The organism is Streptomyces sp. NPDC101237 (genome assembly GCF_044767465.1).
In the GTDB taxonomy this organism is placed as follows: domain Bacteria; phylum Actinomycetota; class Actinomycetes; order Streptomycetales; family Streptomycetaceae; genus Streptomyces; species Streptomyces gramineus.
The window spans coordinates 130,338-155,890 of record NZ_JBIWNY010000015.1 but is presented as its reverse complement, the minus strand read 5'-3'; the positions used below and the strand labels follow the sequence as shown (position 1 = coordinate 155,890).

22 protein-coding genes and 1 pseudogene are annotated in these 25,553 nt (G+C 74.0%); 10 read left to right on the top strand and 13 right to left on the bottom strand.

Annotation, left to right across the window (positions count from 1 at the left end):
- Window positions 1–71 precede the first annotated feature (71 nt).
- Complete coding sequence (locus ACIRQ9_RS23670) at window positions 72–1,547, top strand: 3' terminal RNA ribose 2'-O-methyltransferase Hen1 (protein WP_404176777.1); 1,476 nt, start codon at window positions 72–74, stop codon at window positions 1,545–1,547.
- A complete protein-coding gene (locus ACIRQ9_RS23665) occupies window positions 1,544–4,090 on the top strand; it encodes a polynucleotide kinase-phosphatase (RefSeq protein WP_404176774.1) in 2,547 nt (848 codons plus the stop codon). The genes ACIRQ9_RS23670 and ACIRQ9_RS23665 overlap by 4 nt, the downstream gene beginning before the upstream one ends.
- Window positions 4,091–4,108: 18 nt before the next feature.
- Here ACIRQ9_RS23665 and ACIRQ9_RS23660 read toward each other — a convergent pair whose 3' ends face one another.
- Complete coding sequence (locus ACIRQ9_RS23660) at window positions 4,109–5,002, bottom strand: hypothetical protein (protein WP_404176771.1); 894 nt, start codon at window positions 5,000–5,002, stop codon at window positions 4,109–4,111.
- Window positions 5,003–5,057: 55 nt separating this feature from the next.
- The gene (locus ACIRQ9_RS23655; RefSeq protein ID WP_404176768.1) at window positions 5,058–6,161 is read right to left on the bottom strand and encodes an SPFH domain-containing protein; all 1,104 of its coding nucleotides are present in this window, start codon (window positions 6,159–6,161) and stop codon (window positions 5,058–5,060) included.
- Between the two features lie 128 nt (window positions 6,162–6,289).
- On the opposite strand from ACIRQ9_RS23655, the gene ACIRQ9_RS23650 reads away from it, so the two are divergent.
- The 3 genes from ACIRQ9_RS23650 (at window position 6,290) to ACIRQ9_RS23640 (ending at window position 10,223) form a co-directional block, all read left to right on the top strand.
- Window positions 6,290–7,513 carry an arginine deiminase gene (locus ACIRQ9_RS23650; protein ID WP_404176765.1) on the top strand — a complete coding sequence of 408 codons (1,224 nt, stop codon included), beginning with the start codon at window positions 6,290–6,292 and terminating at the stop codon, window positions 7,511–7,513.
- Between the two features lie 139 nt (window positions 7,514–7,652).
- The gene (argF, locus tag ACIRQ9_RS23645) at window positions 7,653–8,660 is read left to right on the top strand and encodes an ornithine carbamoyltransferase (protein WP_404176762.1); all 1,008 of its coding nucleotides are present in this window, start codon (window positions 7,653–7,655) and stop codon (window positions 8,658–8,660) included.
- Window positions 8,661–8,786: 126 nt separating this feature from the next.
- A complete protein-coding gene (locus ACIRQ9_RS23640) occupies window positions 8,787–10,223 on the top strand; it encodes an amino acid permease (protein WP_404176759.1) in 1,437 nt (478 codons plus the stop codon).
- On the opposite strand, the gene ACIRQ9_RS23635 is transcribed toward ACIRQ9_RS23640, so the two are convergent.
- From ACIRQ9_RS23635 to ACIRQ9_RS23620, 4 genes and pseudogenes are all read right to left on the bottom strand, one after another.
- Complete coding sequence (locus ACIRQ9_RS23635) at window positions 10,183–10,635, bottom strand: ATP-binding protein (RefSeq protein WP_404176756.1); 453 nt, start codon at window positions 10,633–10,635, stop codon at window positions 10,183–10,185. The genes ACIRQ9_RS23640 and ACIRQ9_RS23635 overlap by 41 nt on opposite strands.
- A 238-nt stretch (window positions 10,636–10,873) precedes the next feature.
- Window positions 10,874–11,119 (bottom strand): annotated as a pseudogene (locus ACIRQ9_RS23630) (hypothetical protein); the annotation flags it as partial.
- 61 nt (window positions 11,120–11,180) lie between these two features.
- Window positions 11,181–11,993: a PaaX family transcriptional regulator C-terminal domain-containing protein gene (locus tag ACIRQ9_RS23625; protein WP_404176753.1), complete on the bottom strand. Its 813-nt coding sequence runs from the start codon at window positions 11,991–11,993 to the stop codon at window positions 11,181–11,183.
- 125 nt (window positions 11,994–12,118) lie between these two features.
- Window positions 12,119–12,313, bottom strand: coding sequence for a DUF5999 family protein (locus ACIRQ9_RS23620; RefSeq protein ID WP_404176750.1), 195 nt, complete (start codon window positions 12,311–12,313; stop codon window positions 12,119–12,121).
- Window positions 12,314–12,582: 269 nt separating this feature from the next.
- Between ACIRQ9_RS23620 and ACIRQ9_RS23615 the strand changes: the two genes are divergently transcribed.
- Entirely contained in the window at window positions 12,583–13,008 is a 426-nt protein-coding gene (locus ACIRQ9_RS23615; RefSeq protein WP_404176747.1) for a DUF6299 family protein, read from the top strand.
- A 54-nt stretch (window positions 13,009–13,062) separates the two neighbouring features.
- Here ACIRQ9_RS23615 and ACIRQ9_RS23610 read toward each other — a convergent pair whose 3' ends face one another.
- Window positions 13,063–13,950 (bottom strand): alpha/beta fold hydrolase, encoded by an 888-nt coding sequence (locus ACIRQ9_RS23610; protein ID WP_404176744.1) that lies wholly within the window; start codon window positions 13,948–13,950, stop codon window positions 13,063–13,065.
- 87 nt (window positions 13,951–14,037) lie between these two features.
- Here ACIRQ9_RS23610 and ACIRQ9_RS23605 point away from each other — a divergent pair, with 87 nt between their 5' ends.
- Window positions 14,038–16,020 (top strand): BTAD domain-containing putative transcriptional regulator, encoded by a 1,983-nt coding sequence (locus ACIRQ9_RS23605; RefSeq protein WP_404176741.1) that lies wholly within the window; start codon window positions 14,038–14,040, stop codon window positions 16,018–16,020.
- A 203-nt stretch (window positions 16,021–16,223) separates the two neighbouring features.
- Here the strand turns inward: ACIRQ9_RS23605 and ACIRQ9_RS23600 are convergent, their stop codons facing one another.
- From ACIRQ9_RS23600 to ACIRQ9_RS23580, 5 genes are all read right to left on the bottom strand, one after another.
- Complete coding sequence (locus ACIRQ9_RS23600) at window positions 16,224–17,480, bottom strand: extracellular solute-binding protein (RefSeq protein WP_404176738.1); 1,257 nt, start codon at window positions 17,478–17,480, stop codon at window positions 16,224–16,226.
- On the bottom strand, window positions 17,477–18,499 hold the full coding sequence (locus tag ACIRQ9_RS23595; RefSeq protein ID WP_404176735.1) for a hypothetical protein: 1,023 nt from the start codon (window positions 18,497–18,499) through the stop codon (window positions 17,477–17,479). The genes ACIRQ9_RS23600 and ACIRQ9_RS23595 overlap by 4 nt, the downstream gene beginning before the upstream one ends.
- A complete protein-coding gene (locus ACIRQ9_RS23590; RefSeq protein ID WP_404176732.1) occupies window positions 18,496–19,884 on the bottom strand; it encodes a vWA domain-containing protein in 1,389 nt (462 codons plus the stop codon). The genes ACIRQ9_RS23595 and ACIRQ9_RS23590 overlap by 4 nt, the downstream gene beginning before the upstream one ends.
- Window positions 19,885–20,178: 294 nt before the next feature.
- The gene (locus ACIRQ9_RS23585; protein ID WP_404176730.1) at window positions 20,179–22,539 is read right to left on the bottom strand and encodes a tetratricopeptide repeat protein; all 2,361 of its coding nucleotides are present in this window, start codon (window positions 22,537–22,539) and stop codon (window positions 20,179–20,181) included.
- Window positions 22,539–23,858, bottom strand: a complete 1,320-nt coding sequence (locus tag ACIRQ9_RS23580) for a serine protease (protein ID WP_404176728.1) — start codon at window positions 23,856–23,858, stop codon at window positions 22,539–22,541. The genes ACIRQ9_RS23585 and ACIRQ9_RS23580 overlap by 1 nt, the downstream gene beginning before the upstream one ends.
- A gap of 91 nt (window positions 23,859–23,949) precedes the next feature.
- On the opposite strand from ACIRQ9_RS23580, the gene ACIRQ9_RS23575 reads away from it, so the two are divergent.
- A complete protein-coding gene (locus ACIRQ9_RS23575) occupies window positions 23,950–24,258 on the top strand; it encodes a trypco2 family protein (protein WP_404176726.1) in 309 nt (102 codons plus the stop codon).
- Between the two features lie 122 nt (window positions 24,259–24,380).
- Here the strand turns inward: ACIRQ9_RS23575 and ACIRQ9_RS23570 are convergent, their stop codons facing one another.
- A complete protein-coding gene (locus tag ACIRQ9_RS23570) occupies window positions 24,381–24,677 on the bottom strand; it encodes a hypothetical protein (RefSeq protein WP_404176724.1) in 297 nt (98 codons plus the stop codon).
- A gap of 114 nt (window positions 24,678–24,791) precedes the next feature.
- On the opposite strand from ACIRQ9_RS23570, the gene ACIRQ9_RS23565 reads away from it, so the two are divergent.
- A complete protein-coding gene (locus ACIRQ9_RS23565) occupies window positions 24,792–25,082 on the top strand; it encodes a polymorphic toxin-type HINT domain-containing protein (RefSeq protein WP_404176721.1) in 291 nt (96 codons plus the stop codon).
- On the top strand, window positions 25,083–25,550 hold the full coding sequence (locus ACIRQ9_RS23560) for a hypothetical protein (RefSeq protein ID WP_404176718.1): 468 nt from the start codon (window positions 25,083–25,085) through the stop codon (window positions 25,548–25,550).
- Window positions 25,551–25,553 lie beyond the last annotated feature (3 nt).

Genomic DNA, 25,553 nt, shown 5'->3' with positions numbered 1-25,553 from the left:
TACGTTGGAACCGCGCACAAGCGCACGACCAGCGCTTTCGCACCGTTTCCTGATCCCATTCGAGGCGACCCGTGTTCCTGACGATCACCACCACCGGCACTTCCGAACGCCCCGCGACCGACCTCGGGTTCCTGCTGCACAAGCACCCCGACAACGCGCAGACCTTCTCGACCTCCTACGGCATCGCGCACGTCTTCTACCCGGAGGCGGATCCCGAGCGCTGCACGGCGGCGCTGCTGCTGGAGATCGACGCGGTGGCGCTGGTCCGGCGTGGCAAGGGCAAGGGACACGGCGGGGCACCCGACGCGGCGCTCGCCCAGTACGTCAACGACCGCCCCTACGCGGCCTCCTCCCTGCTCGCCGTGGCGATAGGCAACGTCTTCTCCAGCGCGATGCGCGGAGTGTGCCGGGCCCGCCCCGACGCCCCCGGTCAGCCGCGGCCGCTGCGCGTCGAGGTGCCCGCGCTGCCCGCGCGCGGCGGCCCCGGTCTCGTACGGCAGCTGTTCGAGCCGCTCGGCTGGACGGTGACCGCCGAACCGGTCGCCCTGGACACCGCCTTCCCCGAGTGGGGTGAGTCGCGGTACGTCCGGCTGGTCCTGGAGTCCGGGACGCTGACCCTCGCCGAGGCCCTGCGCCACCTCTACGTCCTGCTCCCCGTCCTCGACGACGCCAAGCACTACTGGGTCTCCGCCGAGGAGGTCGACAAGCTGCTGCGCGCCGGCGAGGGCTGGCTGCCCGGCCACCCCGAGCAGCGGCTCATCACCACCCGCTACCTCTCCCGCCGCTGGTCGCTGACCCGGCAGGCGAGGGAACGGCTGGAGTTGGTGCGGCTCGCCGAGACCGACGACAGCGAGGTCGAGGAGATCGACAACGCGGTCGAGGAGGAGACGGAGGCCGAGGAGAGGCCCGCGCCGCTCGCGGTGCGGCGCCGGGAGGCGATCCTCGACGCCCTGCGCCGGTCCGGTGCCGCCCGGGTCCTGGACCTCGGCTGCGGACAGGGCCAGTTGGTGCAGGCCCTGCTGAAAGACCCCGCCTTCACCGAGATCGTCGGCGTCGACGTGTCGATGCGGGCCCTCACCATCGCGGCGCGCCGGCTCAAGCTGGACCGCATGGGCGAGCGGCAGGCGTCCCGCGTCACGCTCCTCCAGGGCTCCCTGGCCTACACCGACCGGCGGCTCAAGGGCTACGACGCGGCCGTGCTCAGCGAGGTGATCGAGCACCTCGACCTGCCCCGGCTGCCGGCCCTGGAGTACGCCGTGTTCGGAGCGGCCCGCCCGCGCACGGTCCTGGTGACCACGCCGAACGCCGAGTACAACGTCCGCTGGGAGACCCTGCCCGCCGGACACGTCCGGCACGGCGACCACCGCTTCGAGTGGACCCGCGAGGAGTTCCGCGCCTGGGCCGACCGGGTCGCCGGACTCCACGGGTACACCGTCGAGTTCGTCCCCGTGGGCCCGGACGACCCCGAGGTCGGCCCGCCCACCCAGATGGCCGTCTTCCAGATGGACACCACCACCCCCGCCGTGAAGGAGGCGAAGGCGGCATGACCGAGCAGACAGCGGCAGGACGCGTCCTGCCCGTCACCGACCTCTCCCTGGTCGTCCTGATCGGGGCCTCCGGCTCCGGCAAGTCCACCTTCGCGCGCCGCCACTTCAAGCCGACCGAGGTGATCTCCTCCGACTTCTGCCGGGGACTGGTCAGCGACGACGAGAACGACCAGGGCGCCACCAAGGACGCCTTCGACGTGCTGCACTACATCGCGGGCAAGCGGCTGGCCGCCGGCCGCCGCACGGTCGTCGACGCGACCAGCGTGCAGCAGGAGTCCCGGCGCCAGCTGATCGACCTGGCGAAGAAGTACGACGTCCTGCCCATCGCCGTCGTCCTGGACGTGCCCGAGGAGGTGTGCGCCGAGCGCAACGCGGCCCGCACCGACCGTGCCGACATGCCCCGCCGGGTCATCCAGCGCCACATCCGCGAACTCCGCCGCTCCCTCAGGCACCTGGAGCGCGAGGGCTTCCGGAAGGTGCACGTCCTGCGCGGGGTGGCGGAGGCCGAGTCGGCGACCGTCGTCACCGAGAAGCGGTTCAACGACCTGACCCACCTCACCGGCCCCTTCGACATCGTCGGCGACGTCCACGGCTGCGCCCTCGAACTGGAGGCCCTGCTCGCCAAGCTGGGCTACGCCGACGGCGTGCACCCCGAGGGCCGCACCGCCGTGTTCGTCGGCGACCTCGTCGACCGCGGCCCGGACAGCCCCGGTGTGCTGCGCCGGGTCATGTCGATGGTGCGGTCCGGCAACGCCCTGTGCGTGCCCGGCAACCACGAGAACAAGTACGGCCGCCACCTCAAGGGCCGCAAGGTCCAGCACACCCACGGACTCGCCGAGACCATCGAGCAGATGGCCGGCGAGAGCGAGGAGTTCACCCGGCAGGTAAGGGAGTTCATCGACGGACTCGTCAGCCACTACGTCCTCGACGGCGGCCGGCTGGTCGTCTGCCACGCCGGACTGCCCGAGAAGTACCACGGCCGCACCTCCGGCCGGGTCCGCTCGCACGCGCTGTACGGCGACACCACCGGCGAGACCGACGAGTTCGGCCTGCCGGTGCGCTACCCGTGGGCCGAGGACTACCGGGGCCGGGCGGCCGTCGTCTACGGTCACACGCCGGTCCCGGAGGCCTCCTGGCTGAACAACACCATCTGCCTCGACACCGGTGCCGTCTTCGGCGGCAAGCTCACCGCGCTGCGCTGGCCGGAGCGGGAGCTGGTCGACGTGCCGGCCGAGCGGGTCTGGTACGAGCCGGCCCGGCCGCTGCGCACCGAGGCGCCCGGCGGCCACGACGGGCGCCCGCTCGACCTGGCCGACGTGCACGGCCGGCGGGCCGTGGAGACCCGGTACCAGGGCCGGATCGCCGTGCGCGAGGAGAACGCGGCGGCCGCCCTGGAGGTGATGAGCCGTTTCGCGGCCGACCCGCGCCTGCTGCCGTACCTGCCGCCGACCATGGCTCCCACGGCCACCAGTCATGTCGAGGGGTATCTGGAGCACCCGGCGGAGGCCTTCGCGCAGTACGCGCAGGACGGGGTCGACCGGGTCGTGTGCGAGGAGAAGCACATGGGCTCGCGGGCCGTGGCCCTGGTGTGCCGGGACGCGGAGACCGCGCACCGCCGCTTCGGCGTCCCGCACGGACCCACCGGTTCCCTCTACACCCGCACCGGGCGCCCGTTCTTCGACGACGAGTCCGTCACCGAGGAGATCCTCGGCAGGATCCGCGAAGCGGTCGACGCGGCCGGGCTCTGGGACGAACTCGCCACCGACTGGCTCCTGCTGGACGCCGAACTGCTGCCCTGGTCGCTGAAGGCCGGCGGCCTGCTGCGCACCCAGTACGCGGCGGTGGGCACCGCCTCCGGAGCCGTGTTCCCCGGCGCGCTGGCCGCCCTGGAGGGCGCGTCGGCACGCGGTGTGGACGTCGGCGAACTGCTCGCCCGGCAGCGCGGACGCGCCGCCGACGCGGCCGCGTTCACCGACGCCTACCGCCGGTACTGCTGGACCACCGAGGGACTGGAGGGAGTGCACCTGGCCCCCTTCCAGGTCCTCGCGGTCCAGGGCCGCAGTCTCGCCGCCCTCCCGCACGACGAGCAGCTCGCCCTCCTGGACCGGATGGTGGAGCACGACGCGTCGGGCCTCCTGCGGACCACCCGGCGCCTGCTCGTCGACACCGGCGACCCGGAGTCGGTGCGGGCCGGCGTCGACTGGTGGCTGGAGATGACCGGCCGGGGCGGCGAGGGCATGGTCGTCAAGCCGCTCGGCGCGGTGGTGCGCGACCCGAAGGGCCGGCTGGTCCAGCCCGGCATCAAGTGCCGTGGCCGCGAGTACCTGCGGATCATCTACGGCCCCGAGTACACCCGACCGGACAACCTGGCACGCCTGCGGAACCGGTTCCTGAACCACAAGCGGTCCCTGGCGGCCCGCGAGTACGCCCTGGGACTCGAGGCCCTGGACCGTCTCGCGGACGGCGAGCCGCTGTGGCGGATCCACGAGGCGGTGTTCGGGGTTCTGGCCCTGGAGTCGGAACCGGTCGACCCCCGCCTGTGAGGACGGCCGGCCGCCGGCTCAGCCCACCAGCCGGAGCCGGTGGGCGCAGGCCCCGATCCGGACCCTCTGGCCCCAGGTGAGTTCCAGGGCGTCGGTCTCGATGCCGTCGCCGAAGGCGATCAGCCGGTCCGACTCGACGGTGAGCGTCAGGGACGCCGAGGCGGTCAGCTCGCCGGCGACCAGGGAGGTCCCGGTCACCGGCGAGGGCCACGCCTCCCGGACGAACCACAGCAGGCGGTCCTCGGTGGGGGAGGGCAGCGTCAGCCGGGCGCCGCGCTCCTGCCACAGCGAGCGCAGCCAGCCGGTGGCCCCGGTGCCGGTGCCCACCAGCACTCCGGAGGAAGCCTGGGCCTCGACGACACCCCCGTCGACCTCGAGGCCCAGGCGGTATCGGGCGGTCTGATGACCGGCGGTTCCCAGATAGATCTCGTTGAGCGCCACGAGCCGCTGCGTGTCGTCGGCCACGGCCTCGACCATCGTCAGCTCGTCGGCGCGGGTGACGGCGACGGAGGCCAGCAGCGTCGCCGCGTGCTCCGGCCGGTGCCGTACCAGCACACCGGGGTTGCGGCCGGGGTCGGTGTCGATGCCGATCACCGGCTGGCCGTCCAGGTACTTGGCCACGTTCGCCACCAGGCCGTCCTGGCCGACCACCAGGACCACGTCCTCGGGCGCGAACAGGAAGCGGTCCAGGTCGGCCCGCTCGACCCGGGCCTGGCGCCAGGTCAGCGGGACCGCCGCGGCCACCGTGGCCAGCGCCCGCCCGGTCCTGCGGTGCCGCTCCGCGATCTCCTCGATGTCCCGTCCCCGGGTGGAGAGGAAGAAGGCGGCCTGCCCGTGGGTGCCGTGATGGGCCACCAGTTCGTCGTACTCGGTGGTCCGGTGGACGAGGACCACCCGTGGCGCGAGACTCACGACGCCGCCTGCGCGGGCCGCCGGCCGTCGACACCGGCGACGCCGTCCCCCGCGGTCACGGCCCCTCCGTCGCGCCCAGCTTCGCCAGCAGCCCCGTCAGGACGTCCGGCGACACGGTCACGCTGTCGATGCGCGGCAGGTTCTCGGCGAGCCGCGTGCCGGTGAGCGCGTGCAGCGTGGCCACGTCCACCTCGCCGTGCACCCGCAGCCAGGCCGCCTGCGCCGCGGCGCGGGCCTCGCCGGTCTCCCGGGCGCCCTCGGCCTCGGCCCGCGCGAGCGTGACGGTGCGGGCCGCCTCGGCCTCGCCCAGCTTCACCGAGCGGGCCGCCTCCGCCTCCGCGAGCCGTACCGTCCGCGCCGCCTCGGCCTCCGCGAGCTTGACCGACCGCGCGGCCTCCGCCTCCGCGCGCACCGCGTCGGCCGCCGCGTGCTCCTCCGCCTCGCGCCGCGTGTTGGTGCCGCGCTGCTCGACCAACTGCTCCTCGCGGCGGGCCAGTTCGATCTGGCTGGCCAGCTCGTTCTCGGCGATGGTCCGCTCCCGCTCCACGGCCACCGCACGGCGCTCGTAGGTGGCCCGGTCCGCCTCCTGCTGGATCTGCTCGCGGGCCGGGGTGCGAAGCGCCCGCTCGACCTCCGGTTCGGGCCGCAGCGCCATCACGCGCACGGCCACCACCTCGATCCCGGTGGCCGGCAGCCGGGGCTCCGCGCCGAGGCCCTGCGCGATCCGCTCCCGGACCGCCGCCACCCCGTCGACCAGCGCGGACGCCAGCGGGGTGCGGGCCAGCACGGCCAGCGCGTGCTGCTGGGCGGTCTCGGTGAGCAGGGTGCCCAGCTGTTCCAGCGGGGTGCCGCGCCAGACCCCGGTGCCGGGGTCGATCGAGAAGTCGAGGCGGGCGGCCGCCAGCGCCGGGTCGCCGATCCGGTACGTGACCGTGGCCTGCACCGCGACGTCCTGGAAGTCGGCGGTGCGGGCGTGGAAGGTCATCGCCAGTTCGCGGTCGTCGACCGGGATCTCGGAGATCGCCGCGGTCAGCGCCCGGAACCAGAAGCTGATGCCGGTGCCGTCGTGCAGCAGCTTGCCGTCCCGGTGGTGCCTGATGTGCGCCGTCGGGGCGCCGCGCAGATGACGTCGTCCCAGCCGCCGGGTGATGTCGGCCATGAAGTCCCCCTCGTGATTTAGAGTCAACATGACAATAATCGCGGCCGGTCCGCTTGTCGTCAAGGGGACGACAACAAGAAACGGTCAACCTGGGGGTGAACCCGGTCGTCGATGGTCAGGATGGAGTCATGGGATTCCATGTCGACTCCGAAGCCGGGCGGCTGCGCCGCGTCATCCTGCACCGGCCGGATCTGGAGCTCAAAAGGCTCACCCCCAGCAACAAGGACGCCCTCCTCTTCGACGACCTCCTGTGGGTGCGCCGGGCCAGGGCCGAGCACGACGGGTTCGCGGACGTGCTCCGGGACCGCGGGGTCGCCGTCCACCTCTTCGGCGACCTGCTCACCGAGACGCTGGCGATCCCGGCGGCTCGCGCACTCGTCCTGGACCGGGTCTTCGAGGAGAAGGAGTACGGCCCGCTGGCCACCGACCACCTGCGCGCCGCCTTCGAGAACCTGCCCGCGCCCCAGCTGGCCGAGGCGCTGGTCGGCGGCATGACCAAACGGGAGTTCCTCGGCGGGCACGCGGAGCCCACCTCGGTCCGCTTCCACGTCATGGACCTCGACGACTTCCTGCTGCAGCCCCTGCCCAACCACCTCTTCACCCGGGACACCTCCGCCTGGGTCTACGACGGCGTCTCCATCAACGCCATGCGCTGGCCGGCCCGGCAGCGCGAGACCGTGCACTTCGAGGCGATCTACCGGCACCACCCGCTCTTCCGTGGCGAGACGTTCCACGTGTGGTCGGAGGGGCAGGCCGCCTACCCCTCCACCATCGAGGGCGGTGACGTCCTGGTGATCGGCGGCGGCGCGGTCCTGATCGGCATTAGCGAGCGCACCACCCCGCAGGCCGTCGAGATGCTCGCGCACGAACTGTTCGCGGCGGGCTCCGCGCGGACCATCGTGGCCCTCGACATGCCGAAGCGGCGGGCCTTCATGCACCTCGACACCGTGATGACGATGGTCGACGGCGACACCTTCACCCAGTACGCCGGGCTCGGCATGCTCCGCTCGTACACCATCGAACCGGGCTCCGGCGACAAGGAGCTGAAGGTCACCGACCATCCGCCGGAGCACATGCACCGCGCGATCGCCGCCGCTCTCGGCCTCAGCGAGATCCGGGTCCTCACCGCCACCCAGGACGTGCACGCGGCCGAGCGCGAGCAGTGGGACGACGGCTGCAACGTGCTCGCCGTCGAACCCGGCGTGGTCGTCGCCTACGAACGCAACTCGACCACCAACACCCACCTGCGCAAGCAGGGCATCGAGGTGATCGAGATCCCGGGCAGCGAGCTGGGCCGGGGGCGGGGCGGCCCGCGGTGCATGAGCTGCCCGGTGGAGCGGGACGCCGTGTAGGGGGCGTCGTGCGGGGGTGCGGGGGCGGGGCGCCCGGCCCGGGCCGGGGCCGGGGGGAACAGGACTCTGTATAGAAATGTGTAACGTCGTATAGACTTCCAAAAGTCCCCGCGTCGACCTCTACTGCTGGAGCGCCCCCATGGCGACAGTCCCGACCGCCCTCGCCGGCCGCCACTTCCTCAAGGAGCTGGACTTCACCGAGGAGGAGTTCCGCGGGCTGGTCGGGCTGGCCGCCGAGCTGAAGGCGGCCAAGAAGGCCGGGACCGAGACCCGGTACCTGCGCGGCAAGAACATCGCGCTGGTCTTCGAGAAGACCTCCACGCGGACCCGCTGCGCCTTCGAGGTCGCCGCCGCCGACCAGGGCGCCGTCACCACCTACCTCGACCCGTCCGGTTCGCAGATCGGGCACAAGGAGTCCGTGAAGGACACCGCCCGGGTACTGGGCCGGATGTTCGACGCGATCGAGTACCGCGGGCACGGCCAGGGCGTCGTGGAGGAACTGGCCGCCTTCGCCGGAGTGCCCGTCTACAACGGCCTCACCGACGAGTGGCACCCCACTCAGATGCTCGCCGACGTGCTCACCATGACCGAGCACTGCGACAAGCCGCTCGACGCCATGGCCTTCGCCTACCTCGGCGACGCCCGCTACAACATGGGCAACTCCTACCTCGTCACCGGCGCCCTGCTCGGCATGGACGTGCGGATCGTGGCACCCCGGCTGCTGTGGCCGGACGGCACCATCGTCGAGCTGGCCGAACGGCTCGCCGCGGCCTCCGGCGCCCGGATCACGCTCACCGAGGACGTGAAGGACGGCGTCAGCGGCGCCGACTTCGTCGCCACCGACGTATGGGTGTCCATGGGCGAGCCCAAGGAGGTGTGGGACGAGCGGATCGCGCTGCTCGGCCCCTACGCCGTGACCATGGACGTGCTGCGCGCCAGCGGCAACCCCGACGTCAAGTTCCTGCACTGCCTGCCGGCCTTCCACGACCTCGGCACCGACGTCGGCCGGGAGATCCACGCCCGCCACGGCCTGACCGAGCTGGAGGTCACCGACGAGGTGTTCGAGTCCGCGCACTCGGTCGTCTTCGACGAGGCCGAGAACCGGATGCACACCATCAAGGCGGTGCTGGTGGCCACGCTCGGCTGACCGCCGTCGTACCGCGCACGCCCCACCAGGCCTTATTCTGTCCGGCGGCCCGGCACACCCCAGCCGCGGCCGCCACGGCGACCGACCCGGATCGCACCCGCACCACCAGAAACGAGCACCACCCGCATGCCCCGCATCAAGTCCCCCCACCTGCTCGTCGCCGAATCCGGCGCCGACCGCGCGGGCCATGGCCTCCGCCGCACCATGGGCCTCTTCCAGCTGATCTGCTTCGGCATCGGCGCGATCGTCGGCACCGGCATCTTCGTCGGGCTCTCCGACTCGGTCGCCCAGGCCGGCCCGGCCGTCGTGGTCTCCTTCGTCCTCGCCGCCGTCACCTGCGTCTTCACGGCCCTCTCCTTCGCCGAGCTGGGCGGCGCGATCCCGGTCTCCGGATCGTCGTACTCCTTCGCCTACGCCGGTCTCGGCGAGTCCACCGCCTTCCTGGTCGGCTGGTGCCTGCTCCTGGAGTACGGCATCTCCATCTCGGCCGTCGCGGTCGGCTGGAGCCAGTACGTCAACGAACTGCTGCACAGCCTCACCGGCCTCCAGCTCCCGCACGCCGTGTCCGCGGGGCCCGGCGACGGCGGGATCGTGAACCTGCCCGCCGTGATCGTCATCGCGATGGCCGCCGTGCTGCTGGTGCGCGGGGTCCGGGAGAGCGCCCGCGCGACCGCCGCGATGGCGGCCGTGAAGCTCGTCATCCTGCTGGCCTTCTGCGCGATCGGCTTCAGCGCCTTCAAGGACGGCAACCTCGTGCCGTTCTCCCCGGCCGGGCTCGGCGGCATCGGCGCGGGCACCACCGCCGCGTTCTTCTCCTACATCGGCTTCGACGCGATCACCACGGCCGGCGAGGAGGCCAAGAACCCGCGCCGGGACATCCCCGTCGCGATCCTCGTCTGCATGGGCGTGGTCACGCTGCTCTACTGCGCCGTCGCCCTGGCCGCGACCGGCGCCATCGGCGGCGACCAGGTGGCCGGACGCCCGGCGGCCCTGTCCTACGTGGTCAACCAGGTCACCGGGTCCGCGATCGGCGGCGGCGTGATCGCCTTCGGCGCGGTCGTCGCCATCGCCTCCGTCGTCCTCGCGGTGATGTACGGCCAGACCCGCATCCTCATGTCCATGTCCCGGGACGGACTGATCCCGCGCGTCTTCGAGAAGGTCTCCCCGAGGACCGCCACCCCGGTCGCCGGAACCCTGATCGTCGCGCTCGTCTTCGCGCTGCCGGCCGCCTTCGCCTCGCTGGACGCGGTGATGAACCTGTGCACCATCGGCACCCTCGCCGTCATGGCGGTGGTGAACGTCGTGGTGATCGCGATGCGCCGGCGCGAACCGGCTCTGGCCCGCACCTTCCGGGTCCCGCTGTACCCCGTGGTGCCGCTGCTGGGCGTCGGCTTCTGCCTGTACCTGATGTACGAGACGGGCTGGACGACCTGGCTCCAGTTCGCCGTCTTCCTCGCGGTGGGCCTGCTGGTCTACGTCGGCTACGGGCGCCGGAACTCCACGCTGGCGCGCGCCGCGGCGGTCACGCCGGACGCCACTGACGCGGTACTACAGGAAGCCTGAACCACACCGCCTTGCCGGACTCGGTGGGGCGGTGGCCGCAGGAGGCGCTGAGGGCGCGGATCAGCAGCAGGCCGCGCCCGCCCTCCTCCATCGGATCGGGTTCCTCGACCACCGGACGGGTCAGGTGGCCGGGCGGCGCCGGGTCCGGGTCGTGCACCTCGACCTTGCAGCCGCCCGGCATCAGCTCGACGACCAGCTCTATCGGGCCCCGGCCGGCGGTGTGCTCGACGGCGTTGGCGACCAGCTCCGCGGTCAGCAGCTCCGCGGTGTCGGGGTCCGCCGCGTGGTCGGCCTCCTCCATCGCCGAACGCACCAGGGCACGGGCGACCGGCACGGCCGCGACGGTGTGCGGCAGCGCGATGCGCCAGGAGGCGGCGGCGGAAGGTGGTTCGTACACGGCGATTCCGTTCATGGCGCAGGCGATCACTGCTTGTCCTGCTTTCAACTGTAGGAATGGTACGGGTCCGCTCCCGGAACCCGTCGCCGGGCCCCGGGGGCCTGCGGCCCGGTACCCCGCTGACTACCCGGCCCGGTGCGCCGCTGCGCGCGTGCGGTGGGGCTGTTACCGCGTTATCGACACGCTGTGACCTTGTGACCGGCCGGGCCCGCCGGCCGGAGGCGAAAGGCTGGGGATCAGGTGAAGCCGACCATCCCGCGGTCAGCGTGGCGCCGTCCGCCGGACCGATCAGGATGAACGCGCCGGTGCGCCGGGACACCGTGTAGGCGTCCAGCGGCACCGCCTCGGCGCCGCGCAGGGTGATCCGGCCCAGGCCGTTGGCGGTCAGCTCGGCCGCGGCCGCCACGTCCCGCACGACCGCCCTGATGGTCCGCGTGGTGTGCCTGAGCAGCACCCGGTCGCCGACCCTGAGCGGCCGGTCGGCGAGGTGGTACACGGCTCCGCCAGACGCACCCCGGTCGACCGCCGTGCGTGCGAGGCACCCTCACGGGCCCGCTCCCTCACAGCCCCGCGAAAGCACCGCCCGCGTCCCGCAGGCGTTCGTGCAGCGCCCGGAAGACGGCGGCCGAACGGGTGCCCGGCCAGTCGGCGGGGAGCAGGGCCGTCGGCAGTCCCGGATCGGTGTACGGCAGGTGCCGCCAGGAGTCCAGGGCGAGCAGGTAGTCGCGGTAGGCGTCCTCGGGCGGGGTGTCGCTCCGTTGCTGCCAGCCGCGCAGCACCGGTTCGTGCTCGTCGAGGAACCGCTCGTGCGCCTTGGCGATCGCGGTCAGGTCCCACCAGCGGGCGACCGCCTCGGTGGTGGGGGCGAAGCCGAGGTGCTCGCCGCGGAAGAAGTCCACGTACGGGTCGAGACCGAGCCGGCGCAGGGTGTGCCGGGTCTCCTCGAACAGCCGGGCCGGGGCGATCCACACGCCGGGCGCGGCCGTGCCGAAGCCGAGTCCGGCGAGCCGCGAGCGCAGCACGTGCCGCTTCTGCCGTTCCGACTCGGGCACCGAGAACACCGCCAGCACCCAGCCGGCGTCCCGCGGGGCCGGGGCCGCGTACACCCGCTTGTCGCCGTCGTCCAGCAACTGGCGTGCCTCGTCGGAGAGTTCGTAGGCGGCCGCGCCCTGCTCGGTGCGCGTCGGGGCCAGCAGGCCGCGCCGTTTCAGCCGGGACACCGAGGACCGTACGGAAGGGGCGTCCACCCCGACGGCGGCCAGCAGCCGGATCAGCTCGGCGACGGGCACCGGGCCGGGCAGGAAGCGGCCGTAGGCGCCGTAGAGCGTGACGATGAGGGACCTCGGGGCGTGGTGCTCGGACACGTTGATCATTTTAGGTCCACGGCATCACGGCTGGTCACATCAGGTGCAGGGCTGAACGTGAGTCAGGATTCCGGGGGAGGGGACCGGCGAGCTGTCCGGGGCCGGGCGGACTCGGTACGCGACATCGCGCCCGGTCAGGCGGCGACGACGAGCTGTCCGGCCGGGCCGCGGTGCGGCTCGGCCACGCTGCCGTCGGGGCGCAGCTCGCCCGTGTCGTCGAAGACGATCGCCCCGTCGCACCGCAGGGACCAGCCCTGCTCGGGGTGGGCGGCGACGATGTGCGGGAGGCCCTGGTCGGCCGTCGCGCTCGGGAACGGGTGGGAACACATGGCGCACCTCCACGGGTCTGCCTCCGGCACGTCGCCGACCGGCATGACCAGACCATGCTCCCGCCGTGAACGGTACGGAACCACCTGCCGCGACCTGTGACAACACGCGGACAACACCCGGACGCCCCCACGACGGTCGCCGCGCGTCCGCGACCGAGCGGCGGAGCCGTCCCGGCCGGGACGCGCCACCGAAGGGGTGACGGTCACGCCTCCCGGGCCGCACGCCCGGTATCCAGGGCATGCCCACACCACGACCTGGGAAGGATGTCATGCCCCTACGCCCCGTCCTCGCCGCCGCCCTCGGTTCCGCCGCCCTGCTCTGCGCCGCCGTCGGCCCCGCGACCGCCGCTCCCGCCGAGTCCGTCACCGTCGACGCCACCGGCCGTCTCGCCGACGACGGCACGGTCACCCTCTCCGGCACCTACACCTGCACCGACGCCACCGGCCCGGTGTTCGTCAGCTCGTCCGTCAGCCAGGACTCGCCGACCAGCCGGCACGGCGTCGGCGGCACGCGGGCCGTGTGCGACGGCGCCGAGCACCACTGGGAGAACACCGGCAAGGTGACCTCCGAGAAGCTGGAGCCGGGCGCCGCCCGCGTCGAGGTCACCGTCATGGAGCTGCGCCCGGCGGGTGGCCTGCCGCTGCCCTTCTTCCACGTCACCCGGCAGCAGGACGTCAAACTCGCCAAGGGCTGAGACGCCGTCCGGACGGCCCGGCAGCCGGGAGTGCCGGGCCGGATCACCCGCGGATCACCGGGACAGCAGCTCCCGGACCGCGGAGGTGACCTCGTCCGGTGCCTCCTCGGCCATGAAGTGCCCGCAGTCAACGGTGCGGTGCTCCAGCTCCGGGGCCCAGGCCCGCCACAGCGCGGCCGCGTCGTAGCCGAGGGCCGCGCCCCAGTCCTGCTGGAGCACGGTCACCGGCATGCCGAGGACCTTCCCCGCGGCCCGGTCGGCCAGATCATGCTCGGTGTCGACGCCGGCCGACGCCCGGTAGTCGGCCACGATCGAGGGCACCGCCGCCCGGCAGGCCGCGAGATAGGCGGCGCGGACGTCGGCGGGGATCGCAGCGGAATCACGGGTCCACACATCCAGGAAGTGACCGAAGAACAGGTCGGGGGCGGCGCCGATCAACCGCTCGGGCAGGCCCGGGGGCTGGGCCGTCAGATAGAGGTGGAAGGCGACGGCGGCCGCGCGGCCGCGCAGCACCTCCCACATGTCCACGGTGGGCAGGACGTCGAGGAGCGCCAGATGCGTCACGGCGTCCGGGTGGTCCAGGCCCGCCCGGAAGGCGACCAGCGCGCCCCGGTCGTGCCCCGCCAGCGCGAACCGCTCGTGGCCGAGGGCACGGGCGAGCGCCACGACGTCGGCGGCCATCGTCCGCTTCGCGTAGGCCAGCCCGTCCACGTCGGCAGGCTTGTCACTGGCGCCGTAACCGCGCAGGTCGGGACAGATCACGGTGTGCTCGCGGGCGAGATCGGCGGCCACCCGCCGCCACATCAGGTGGGTCTGCGGGAAGCCGTGCAGCAGGACGACCGGGCTGCCGGTGCCGCCGACGACGGCGTGCAGACGGACGCCGTCGGCCACGGGGACACGGTGCGGGGCGAAGCCGGGGATGTTCGAGCCGGGGATGTTCATGCGCCGAGACTCCCGTGCGCGAATCAGCAACCGGTCAGCACGGACCGGGGCGTCGCCCGCCGTGCGACCGCATCTACCGTGGGGCGGGTGAGGACGGACCAGGTCGGCTTCGGAGTGCTCGGACCCGTGGTGGCGGAGCGCGCCGGTGCCCCGCTCGCCCTGAAGGGCCCCCGGCACCGTGCCGTGCTGGCCCGGCTGATCGTGGCCCGCGGACGGGTCGTGCCGGTGGCCCGGCTGGTCGCCGACCTGTGGGACGAGCCGCCGCCCACCGCCGTCAGCGCCGTCCGCACCTTCGTCGGCGACCTGCGCCGCGCCCTCGAACCCGGCCGCCCGCCCCGCACCCCGGCCCGGATCCTGGTCACCGACGGCCCCGGCTACGCCCTGCGCACCGGACCCGGGACGGTGGACGCCTGGCGGTTCGAGACCGCCGTGGAGGCCGCCGTACCGGAGGAGCCCGGTCCGGCCGCCCTGCTGCTGCGGGACGCGCTGGAGCTGTGGCGGGGGCCCGCCTACGCCGAGTTCGCCGACGAGCGGTGGTGCCGGGGCGAGCGGACCCGGCTGGCCGAGCTGCGGCTGCGGGCGGTCGAACAGCGGGCCGGGGCGCGGCTCGCCCAGGGCCGCCCGGCCGAGGCGGTGCCCGACCTGGACGCCCACCTCGCCGGGCACCCGTGGCGCGAGGAGGGCTGGCGGCTGCTGGCGCTCGCCCTCTACCGCACCGGCCGGCAGGGCGACGCCCTCGCGGTGCTGCGCCGGGCCCGCGCGACCCTCGCCGACCAGCTGGGGCTCGATCCCGGCCCGGCACTGCGGAGACTGGAGGCCGGCATCCTCGCGCAGGACCCCGCCCTGGACGCGGTGGGCGAGGCCGCGGCGGCACGGGTGTGGTCGCGGGCCGCGGAGGCGTACGACCGCACCGTCGCCGCGGGCGCCCGGGCCCGGCTCGAATCCACCGTCGGCCTGCTGCGCACGCTCGCCGTGACCGGCCCCGGCGGGCTCGCCGCCGCCCGCGAACACCGCCTCGCGGTGATCACCGCCGCCGAGGAGTCGGGCGACGCCGACCTGACCGCTCGGGTCATCGGCGCCTACGACGTCCCGGCGGTCTGGCCCCGCTCCGACGACCCGGCGGCCGCCCGCCGCGTCACCGAAGCCGCCGAACGCGCCCTGGCCCGGCTGCCCGTGACCCCGGCCCAGGACGCCGCCCGCTGCCGGCTCCTCGCCACGGTCGCCCTGGAGACCCGCGGCACCCGGTCGGCCCGCGCCGCCGAGGCCGCCGCGGAGGCGGAACGCCTGGCCCGCCGCCTGGACGATCCGGCCCTGCTCGCCTTCGCCCTCGACGGCGTCTTCATGCAGTCCTGCGCCCGCGCCGGCCTGGCCCCCCGCCGCGACGCCCTCGGCACCGAACTGATCACCCTGGCCGGCCGGCACGGCCTCGTCACCTACGAGGTCCTCGGCCACCTGATCCGGGTACAGGCCCGCGCGGGCCTCGCCGACCTCGCCACCGCCGACGCGCACGCCGAGGCGGCCGACCGGCTGGCCGACCGCCAGGAACTGCCGCTGGTCCGCGTGTTCACGGACGGCTACCGGGCGCTGCGGCTGGCCGCGACCGGGCGTACGGACCGCGCCGAGGCCGGCTACCGCGCCGTCGACCGGCTGCTGGCCGGGCCGGGCATGCCCGGCGTGCGCGCCGGACTCCTCCCGCTCGCCCTCCTGTGCCTCCGGCTGGCCGACCGGCCGTACGGCATCCGCGCCGCCCTCGACCCGGCCGCCGACTGGGGGCCGTACCTGCCCTGGATCCGCCCCGCGCTCGCGCTCGTGGCCGACGGCGAGCAGGCGGCCCGCGAGGCGCTGCGCGAGCTGCCCGAGCCGCCCGCCGACCTCGTGCAGGAGGCCCTGTGGTGTGCCGTGGCGGCCGTCGCCCTGGCGTCCGGCGACCGCCCGGCCCTGCTCCGCTGCCGGGACGGGCTGCGCCCGGCGGCCGGCCAACTCGCCGGAGCGGCAAGCGGACTGCTGACCGCAGGCCCGGTCGACACCTGGCTGACGGCGATCGACAAGGCGCTGGCCCAGGTGTATTGACCCGAAGCGTTGTTCACACGGCTGACCGTTCCCGCCGTCGCCCGCCCGCCTCGTGAGGCGGACGGGAAGGGGCGGACCGGCGCCGGGGCCCCAGCGTGCACCGTGGCCGCCGCGCCCGGTGGCGTCCTGCCGTCCCCGGCCGAGGGCGCGCGCCTCGCGCCGCTGTCCTGCGCCACCGGGCGGCCGGACCCGTCCCGCCCTGCTCAGCGGGGGCTGCACACCGTCCGGGGCGCGGCCTTCCCCGGGGCGCCCTGGGCGTCCTGCACCCGCTGCAGGTCCCGCAGCAGGCCCGCGATGCCGGGGTCCTGGCCGTCGGCGACCCGGGCGATGGTCTGCAGGACCGCCTCGTAGAAGGCGTCCCGCACGGCCGGTGCCATGACGTCCGAGGCGTCCAGGCAGCGCGGGCCCTGCCGGAGCCGTTCGGCGATCTCGTGGGCGACCCCGTCGTCCCGCGGGGTCACCTCCCGGTTCGCCGAGAAGAAGTCCGCCGACGCGGCCCACTCCTGCTGGCCGTCCCTGGAGGCCAGCCGCCGGACCAGCTCACGCGCCTGGGGACGGTCGCTGAACAGGGCCGCGAAGTCCCCGGTGACCTCGTGGGCCCGTACCCGGCCGCCACCGGGCAGCAGCGGAGCGGAGTCCGTCAGGTCCGCGTGCGCCGCCCGGCCCCGGTAGAAGGAGCGCGCGAACGACCCCTGGTGTTCGAGCCCGCAGCCGCCCCAGCCGGCGAAGAGTAGTCCGTCGCCGTCCGGGGAACCGCGGTGGTCGGTCAGCAGCGCGTGCCGGGCCCGGGACCGGTCCTGGGCCAGCAGACCAGCCCAGGCCTGCCACGCGGAGCGCACCGCGTCACCGCGCCACCACCGCGTCCGGCCGGTGCCCAGCGCCCACTGCGCGTAGACGCCCGGACCCGCCCGCTGCAGCACGAGGTCCTCGATCCAGTCCGTGCCGGGCCACCCGGAGGCGCCGTCGTCACCCATGCCGACGCACCACCTGCGCAGCGGGGCGGGCGAGTCCGCGGGCTTCTCGCCCCGCCGGTACCAGACGATGCTCTTCAGGTCCGCCTTGACCGGCACCCAGTACACCGACGAGGAGACGGTACCGGTCGCGTTCCACGGCGCGCCGTACTGCCCGGGGTCATACAGCCCGTTGAGCGGTTCGAGGCGGTTCTGGTCGGCGTACTCGGCGAGTTCACCGATGCCCGGCATGATCACGACGTCCGGGGGCTCTCCCGACTGCACCTTGGAGAGCAGCACCTCGCGCTGGGCGGCGGTGCCCTGGTAGCGGAAGGGGATCCCGAAGTCCCGCAGCACGGCCTCGAACCGGTCCGCCTGGTCCCCGGTCCAGGTCCCCAGGATGGTCACCGGCTCCCCGTCGTCGTGCCGTGCCCAGGCCACCACCAGCCCGCCGGCCGCGACCAGCACCATGACCACGAGCAGGACCAGCACCTTGAACCGCCGCGTCACCGCCGCCTCCAGTAGTCGCTGTCCAGCCGGAGCCCGAGGCCCAGCGCGGGCAGGACGACGACCAGCAGGCCGCCGACCGCCGTGCCCTGGTAGATCCGGTCCGCCCAGTCGCCGGCGGCGAGTTCCCGCCGGACCTCCTCCGACTCCTGCGCGACGCTCTGCTGCGCCCCGGCCAGCCCCGGTCCGGTGTGCCGGGACAGCTCGGTGATGCGCCCGAGATCACCGAGCGCGCCCTCCAGGCGGTCCTCGGTGGCGGTCGCCGTCAGCAGGGGGAACACCGCGAGCAGCACGGTCAGGACGAACGCGGCGACCAGGTAGGGGTTCCAGTCCCGGCCGCACCGGTCGCGCAGCACGAACAGCGCCGACAGCAGGGTCGACGCCAGCGCCACCAGGGCGATCTCGCCGAGCCACCAGCCGGCCCGCTGCCACCACCCCATGGTGGCGGTGGCGGCGGCGTGTTGGAGCTGCACCCGCTGCAGGGCGTCGAGGCGGGGTGCGAGCCCGACCTTGCTGCGGGTGAGCAGCGAGTCCGCCTCGTCGAGTTTCTGCTCCCGCATCAGCGGCTGGTCGCGGTACATGGACGTGCCCAGACCGAGCGAGTTGCCGTAGGTGGCGAGCAGACCGTTGACCGTGCCGAGATCCTGGTCGGTGCGGTCGGCGATCCGGGACAGGCCCTGGTCGGCGGCGGACAGCTGGGACCGGTACGTCTCGCCCGAGCCCGCCACGTCGACGAGGTGCGCCGTCACCAGGGCGTGCGCCTCCTGGTCGGCCCGCAGCGCCGCCAGCCGGGTGGCGGCCAGCCCCTGCACGGCCGGCGCCTCGCGGGCGGCGAGGGCCGCCGCGCCGCGCTGCGTCTGCCGGTAGGAGAGGAACAACGAGGCCGAGGCCACGGCCGCGCACAGCAGCAGCACCAGCAGGTGTGTCTCCAGCAGCCGCCGGGTCCGGGTGCGGCGCAGCCGCCCGCGCCAGAACGCGGCGGGGGAGCACCATCGCCGCAGGGTCGTCCGTACGGTCGTCACAGCAGCTTCTTTCCGCAGGCGATGCAGTAGCGGGCCTCGCCGCCGGCCGGGCTCAGGCAGCTCCCGCAGCGCGGTCCCGGGGGTGCGCCGTCCCCGTCGGCCACGGGCGCGCCCGGATGGGAGCCGGCCCGCAGGATCATCGGGCCCAGGGTCCCGGCGGCCACGGTGCGCAGCCGGATCCGTCCCTCGTCCGCGTCCTCGACGTCGGCGACCGTACGGATCTCGTCCAGCACCCAGTCGGTGCCGAACCGCGCCGCCAGCCGGGCCGCCTGCGCCAGGCACTCCCGCGCGGTGTCAGGACGGTGGGCCTGGAGCGCGGTCAGCCCCTCGCGCAGCGCGCCGCGCATCCGGGCGGTGGCGGCGAGACTGCGCACACTGCCCCCGCCCGTCGGGCCGGGCGGCGCCGACTGCCGGGGCAGATGCCAGCGGGCGACGACGGGCACGTGGACGCCGTCGACGGAGACCATGGCGAACTGCAGGTCCGTCTCCAGCGGGTCGTCGTCGGCGCCGGCGACCAGGGTGAGCAGATAGTCGCGGCGGCCCGGTTCCCACTGGTGGGTGGGGAAGGTCCAGCAGTGCGGCCGGTCGTCCTCGGGCAGCCCGACCAGGCGGTGCGGACGGGGAGCCTTCTCGGTGAGCGAGACCTGGCGCACCGACGGCCGCAGCGTCACCTCGATCGCCAGCTGGGCCGGACCCGCCCGGCGCAGCCGCGCGACGGCGTCGATGACCGCGCCGCCGAGCCCTTCGTCCACGAACTGGGCGGTGCCGTGGAGCCGTTCGGCGATGGCCAGCAGCGGATCGGGCGGCCAGTCGGCGCCCACCGCGAACACGTCGCAGGTGAACTTCCCCGCGCAGACGTCCAGTTCCTCGTCGAGACGGGTCTCGCCCGCGGCACTGCTGCCGTCGGTGATCAGTACGAGGTGCGGTACGGACAGCGGGCGGTCGGTGAGCAGCGCCCGCGCCTCGGCGGCCCAGGACGCGTATCCGGCGGGACGCGGGCCGTCCCGGTGCAGCGGCAGCGAGCCCACCGCGAACGCGGCCCGGCGCCGCTGGTCCCGGTCGGCGACGGCCCACGTGCCGGCGTCCCGCGGATAGAACCGGACCGGTTCGGGACCGCCGCCGAGCACGGCGAAGGAGATGCCGTCGGGCAGTGCGCGCAGCGCGGCCGGCAGGGCGTGGCGTACGGCCGCCCGGTTGGCCTCGGCCACGTCCACCGCGATGATCACGGCGAGTTCGACCGCCGGCAGGTCGCCCGCGGCACGGTCGGCGGCCACCTCGACCCGCAGACGGGCCTCGATCTTCGCGCTGCGGTGCGGGCGCAGCTCGCCGTCCAGGTCGACGTGGAGGCGGACGGCCGGGTGCGACGGCCGGGTGCGGCTGCTCATGTCCTCGGTCACCGCTCCTTCCCTGGGGCACCGCCGGTACCGCGGGCGCGGTGCCGTGCGACTGCGTCGTGCCGTGCCGTGCCGTGTCGTGTCGTGTCGTGCCGTGCGTGCCGGTCGGTCGTGCCCTGTGCTCCGGTCTCCGCGTGCGGCCGGGCCGTCCGCCCGGTGCCCGGTGGCGCGTTCCCCGGTTCTACCGCCCGGTCCGGCCGGTCCGGCCGTCTGCCGTCCGCTGTACCGCGCGGCTCGCGGTGCCGTCTGTGCCGTCCGTGCCGTCCGTGCCGCTCGTGCGGCCGGTCAGATCCGGGTCTGCGGCCGCACCGCGTGCACGAGGTCCACGAGGTGCTCGTGGGCGATGTCCGACTCCCGGTGCCGGGCGGCCAGTTGCCGGTACAGGGACTCCAGCCGCCGCCGCTGCTCGCGCTCCGGCGTGGCCAGGCGTCTGAGCCGGCGGGCGTCCAGCCGGCCGGCCCCCGTGCCAGGACCGCCGGTCCGGTCGCTCTGGTGGTGCAGGGCGTCCAGCTTCCACTCGTGCAGTTCGGTCCGCAGCCGCAGCGCCTCGTCCTCGGACAGGCTCGGCCCGCCCGCGCCCGGTGCGCGTCCCACCAGGCCGGGCAGTTCGGCCAGGGCCGCGTCGACCTCGGCGGGCGCGGGCAGCGGTGTGAAGGCCGCCGCCGGGGGACCGTCGCCGGCACAGGGCAGCCGGGCCGCGCGGATCCGCAGGGAGGCGATCCGGGCGACGGTGTGGTCCAGGGTGCCGGGCCCCACCCGGCCGAGGACGTCGAGGGCCGCCCGCCGGTCGCCCGCGCGCAGCGCCAGCCGGGCCAGCCCCAGCGCCGCACCGCCGTGCGCGGGGTTGCGCGCGAACACCGCCTCGTACAGCTCCCTGGCGGCCCGGTCGCCGAGCCGTTCGCCGCAGTAGGCGAGGGCCAGCTTCGGGGCGTACTCGCCGGGCAGTTCGAGGTGGACCCGCAGGAAGTGGGTGCGGGCCTCGGTGACCTGCTGGGGTGCGTCGTGCAGACCGGCGTGCCGCAGAGCCAGCAGCGCGCGGTGCCACTCCAGCCGCCACCGGCGCACCGCGGACGGCCCCGGCACGGAATCGGCGGTGTCCAGCTCCGCCTGGGCCAGCTCCAGGTCGGCACGGGTGTTGCGGCCCAGCAGGACACGCACGTTGTGCAGGCAGATCTCCACCGACGCCGGCATCTCGTCCTCCTGGTCCAGGAGCAGCCCGGGGTCGTAGCCGCTGCTCACCTCGAACCGCGCGGTCTGCGGATCGCCCGGATACCGGCGCGGCACCGGCAGGCACCCGGCGATCTCGGCCGGTGTCGGCGTGCCGAGGTCGAGGGCGGGCGCCACCGGCGGCTCGTACCGGTCGCGGCGCGGCCGTTCCAGCCAGTGCTCGATGCCCGGTACGGTGCCGAGCCGGGCGCCGAGCAGCTGCGGGGACGGACGAAAGTAGTCGGACGGCTCCGGCGGGTCGCTCTTGCCGCGCAGCGCCCGGATCTCCCGCAGCGCGCCGCGCAGTTGGCCGGCCATCTCGCGGGCGTCGGCGAAACGCCGCCCGGGATCGGTCCGCACGGCACGCTCGACGACCTGCCGGAAGGAGCGGGTGCCGAGGCCCGGTACGCCGTCCACGGCCCAGTGGGCGAGTTCCCGCAGGGTGACGCCGACGGTGTGCAGGTCGTGGGCGACGGTGGGCAGGCCCGAGAACGCGGTCTCGGGCGCCATGTACTCGCCGGTGACGTGGGCGGGCGGCCGGTTCTGGCCCTCCTCGCGCATCCCGCCGAGGTCGATGACCTTCACGCCGTCCCCGTGGTGCACGACGTTCGAGGGCTTCATGTCCCCGTAGACGAAGACCCGTTCACCGCCGGCGTGCAGATGCGCCAGGGCTTCGAGGATCTGGCAGCCGTACGCGGCCACGTGCTCGATGTCGAGCACCGACTCGCCCCGCCGGGTCTCCTCCACCACCTTCTCCAGCGTCCCGTCCCCCACGTCGTCCATGACGATGTAGCCGCCGGTGATCTCCCCGCTGCCGTCGCCGCGGGCGACGAAGTCGCGGATCTGCACGATGCGGGGGTGGCGCATGGCGACGAGGTTGCGGCGCTCGACGTCCGCGAGCCGGGCGCCGTCCTCCTCGTACCGGTTGAGCAGCCCCTTCACTGCCACGACGTCCCCGAGGTGGGTGTCCTCGGCGAGGTAGACCCAGCCCTGCCCGCCGTGGTCGATGGGTCCCATGATCCGGTACTGGTCGCGCAGCAACTCGCCCTCGGCCAGCTCCGGTTCGTACGAGTACCGCGCGCCGCACGCCGGACAGAACCCGGCGAGGGGCACCGGGCCCTCGGTGTAGGGCGGGGCGAAGGTGATCCCGCAGTCGGCGGCCGAGCAGCCCATGCGGACCCGCAGCGGTGTCTCCGCGCGGACGAGGCGCGCCCCGGGGGGACGCGGGGCGCGGTCGGGGAGCGTGAGGAGGTCGCGGGGGCCGAGCTCGCGCGGGTCCTCGGGCAGGCCGGGCAGCGTCGGGCCCAGCTCGGAGCGGCCGCACCGGTCGCACCAGCCGGTGGGCAGGACGGAGCCCGGGCAGCGCGATCCGTCGAAGGCGCGGTGCGGGCAGCCGGCCGGCCGTCGGCCGCCGTCCGGGCCGGTGCGCTCCTCGCGCATCAGCGGCCTCCTTGCCGGTCCAGATCGGCGCGCAGGGTCCTGAGCAGGGCCCGCAGCCCGGGCAGTTGGCGCTGCGGGTCCGACGACGCGGCGATCCGGCGGAGTTCGGCCCGGCGCAGGTCGGCCGTCTCCGTCACGGAGTCCAGGGACGCGCTGTCGACGACGTCACGGCGGATCGCGTTGCCGAACTCGGCGTGCTCCAGCCGTCCGAGCAGGACGTCCGCGTGGCCGAACAGCGCGGGGCGCAGCAGGTCGTCACGGGCCGCGTTCCAGCCGGTGCCGCCCTCGTGACGGAAGACGAGCAGCAGCCGGAAACCCAGTTCCCGCAGGCGCAGCAGGAGCGCGAGGAGCGGGCCCGGCCGGGGTTCCTCGTCGAGGCCGTCGACCACGAGGGTGACCGGCCGGGCGGGTGCCGGCGCCGTGCCGGCCGGGCGGCGCGCGGTACCGAGCAGCCAGTCCCAGTACGCGAGGTACTCGCCCACCGGGAAGGAGATCCGGCCCAGGGCGTGGTCGGCGAGGTGCGGCCGGCTGTCGCCGCCGCGATGGACGACGTCGGCGCGGTGCAGCAGATGGCGCAGCGAACGGTCCTTGCCGCTGCCCGGCGGCACCACGGTGATCTTCACCGGGTCCTCGTCCGGATCGCCGAACCACCGCTCCAGGCGCTCCTCGAAGGCGTGGTCCCAGGCATCGGGGCCGCTCAACTCCGCCACCAGCGGCGACAGCTGGGCGATGAGGTCGACCGGGATCAGATACGAGAAGGCCAGCCTGTTGTCCTCGGGCAGCACCTCGCCCAGGTCGCCGCGGCGGCTGACGACGAGACCGACCACCCGCACCGGCCGGCCCTCCCGGGGCCTGGTGCACACGGCCGCGCCGCTGAACCCGGCGCGCACCACCTCGGCCTTGGTGACGGCGTCGAGCTGCACCCGCTCGCCGCTGGCGCCACCGATCCGGCCCCACAGGCTCATCCCGTCGTCGAAGCCCTCCGCGTACCCGGTGGCGTATACCTCGGTACCGGCCCTGAGCACGGTGTCCAGCGGAGCGGGGCGTGCACGCGGGCGCGGGCTGTCGAGCCGTAACACGGCCACGTCCTCGCCGTGTTCGCCCTCCGGGAGCCAGCCGCCCGGCATGACCCGGGCGGCCACCGGTTCCAGCGTGCCGTTCTCGGCGAACTCCAGCCACATCACGGCGTCCGGGTGGCGCACCACATGCGCGCAGGTCAACGCCGTGTGCTGGTCGACGAGTACACCGGCCCCGCAGACGGGGCCGTACGCGTCCCCGCGGCGCAGCCTGAGTCTCCAGTCGGCACGCAAGTCCCCCATGCTGTCTCACACTACGCGCGGGGCATCGCCCGTCCCTAGACTTGTGACCCGGTTGGATCGGTCAAGCCACGGAAGCCGGCGGGGTGTTGTCATGGGGGATCCGGAACCGATCGGTCTCGCGGAGGCCATCGGCACGGTGCGCGCGGAACTGGCCAGGGCGCAGGCGGAGGGCGCCCGGAGCGACTGGCGGTTCAGCGTGGAGCAGGTCAGCCTGGAGTTCTCGGTGCAGTTCCACCGGGCCGGCGAGGCCGGCGCGGGGCTGCGCCTGGGCGTGGTCGAGGCGCGCCTCGGCGGCTCGGTCAGCCACGACTCCACGCACCGCATCCAGGTCGACCTCAAGCCACTGCCCCGCGCGGACGGCCGCCACCACGAGGTGAGCCGCGAGCCCCGGTTCCCGTGACCCTTCCGGCGACCACGTGCCCGTCGTCCGGGCGGTCCCCGGCCGCGGCCGGACCTGCCCGCACCCGAGAACTCCGGGCGCGGGCACGGGTGGAGGAGGTCCGGATCGTCAGTCGAGCTGCGTCACCTTCGGCCGGCCAGCGTGGCGTTGAGGGTACCGGCGCTGTCGGCGGCGGCGGCTCCGGAGCCTTCCGTCAGGTTCCACCCGTGCGAGGCGGTGCCCGTGACCGAGCCCAGCGACACCGGAGCCGCGAAGCCGTAGGTGGGCGGGGAGGTCAGCACTCCGCTCTGCCGGTAGTTGTACTCCAGGAGCTGACCGGAGGCGTCGACGGCGTAGAGATCCGGGATGCCGTCCGGGCCGCCGGGGTTGGCGTCGCCGGTCTGGACCGGGCTGTTGACGTCGCCGGGTGAGGCGACCACCGGGTACGTCGTCGACGGACGGACGAACCCGGCACGGGGAACTCGGGCACCACGGACAAGGGTTCAGGTGGTGAGAGCCCGCGCTGCAGCTTCTCGCCCAGCGCCCCGGTCCTCATGACCGGCGGCAGGACCAAGGCGATCGGCAAGATCAAGACCGGTGACAAGGTCGAATCGGCCGATCCGGACACGGGCAGGCACCAGGGTGCCCGCACCGTCCAGCACGTCTGGATCAACCACGACAACGACCTCCTCGACGTCACCGTCCGCGACAAGGACGGCCACAAGGCCACGCTGCACACGACGGCCAACCACCCGTTCCGGGACGACACCACCCACAGCTGGAAGCCGGCCGGCGCCCTCCACCACGGAGACGCCCTCAACACAGCGGACAACGGCCACGCCTAGGTGGTCACGACCCGCATCACACCGGGCACGGCGGACCGCTGGAACCTCACGGTCCGGGAACTCCACACGTACTATGTGGTGGCGGGCGGCGTCCCGATCTTGGTCCACAACACCGATGAGGCTTGCGGACTGGGCTGGGCCAATGCCCCCAAGGATTCTGGCCATCGCATTGACTATGAGATTCGAGACAAAGATGGAAATCTCAAGGTCGCCGGTGGCCTCTGGAGCGGCAACACCACCCCGCAGGAGGCGGCCATTGAAGGAGGGTGGAACAGGCAAGCTGCAGCCAATACCGAGCATCGACTTATGAGAATGTTCGGCGTCGCGCCCGAATTTGAGATGCCAGACGGGGATCCGTACTTCGGTTTGCTTATGCACGTCCCGCCAGAGTCTGGTGATACCCTCTATATTAATAATGAGCCCTTTTCAACCTCGGCAGGGCTGCTGACGCGGCTGGCCCCCGGTTGAGCC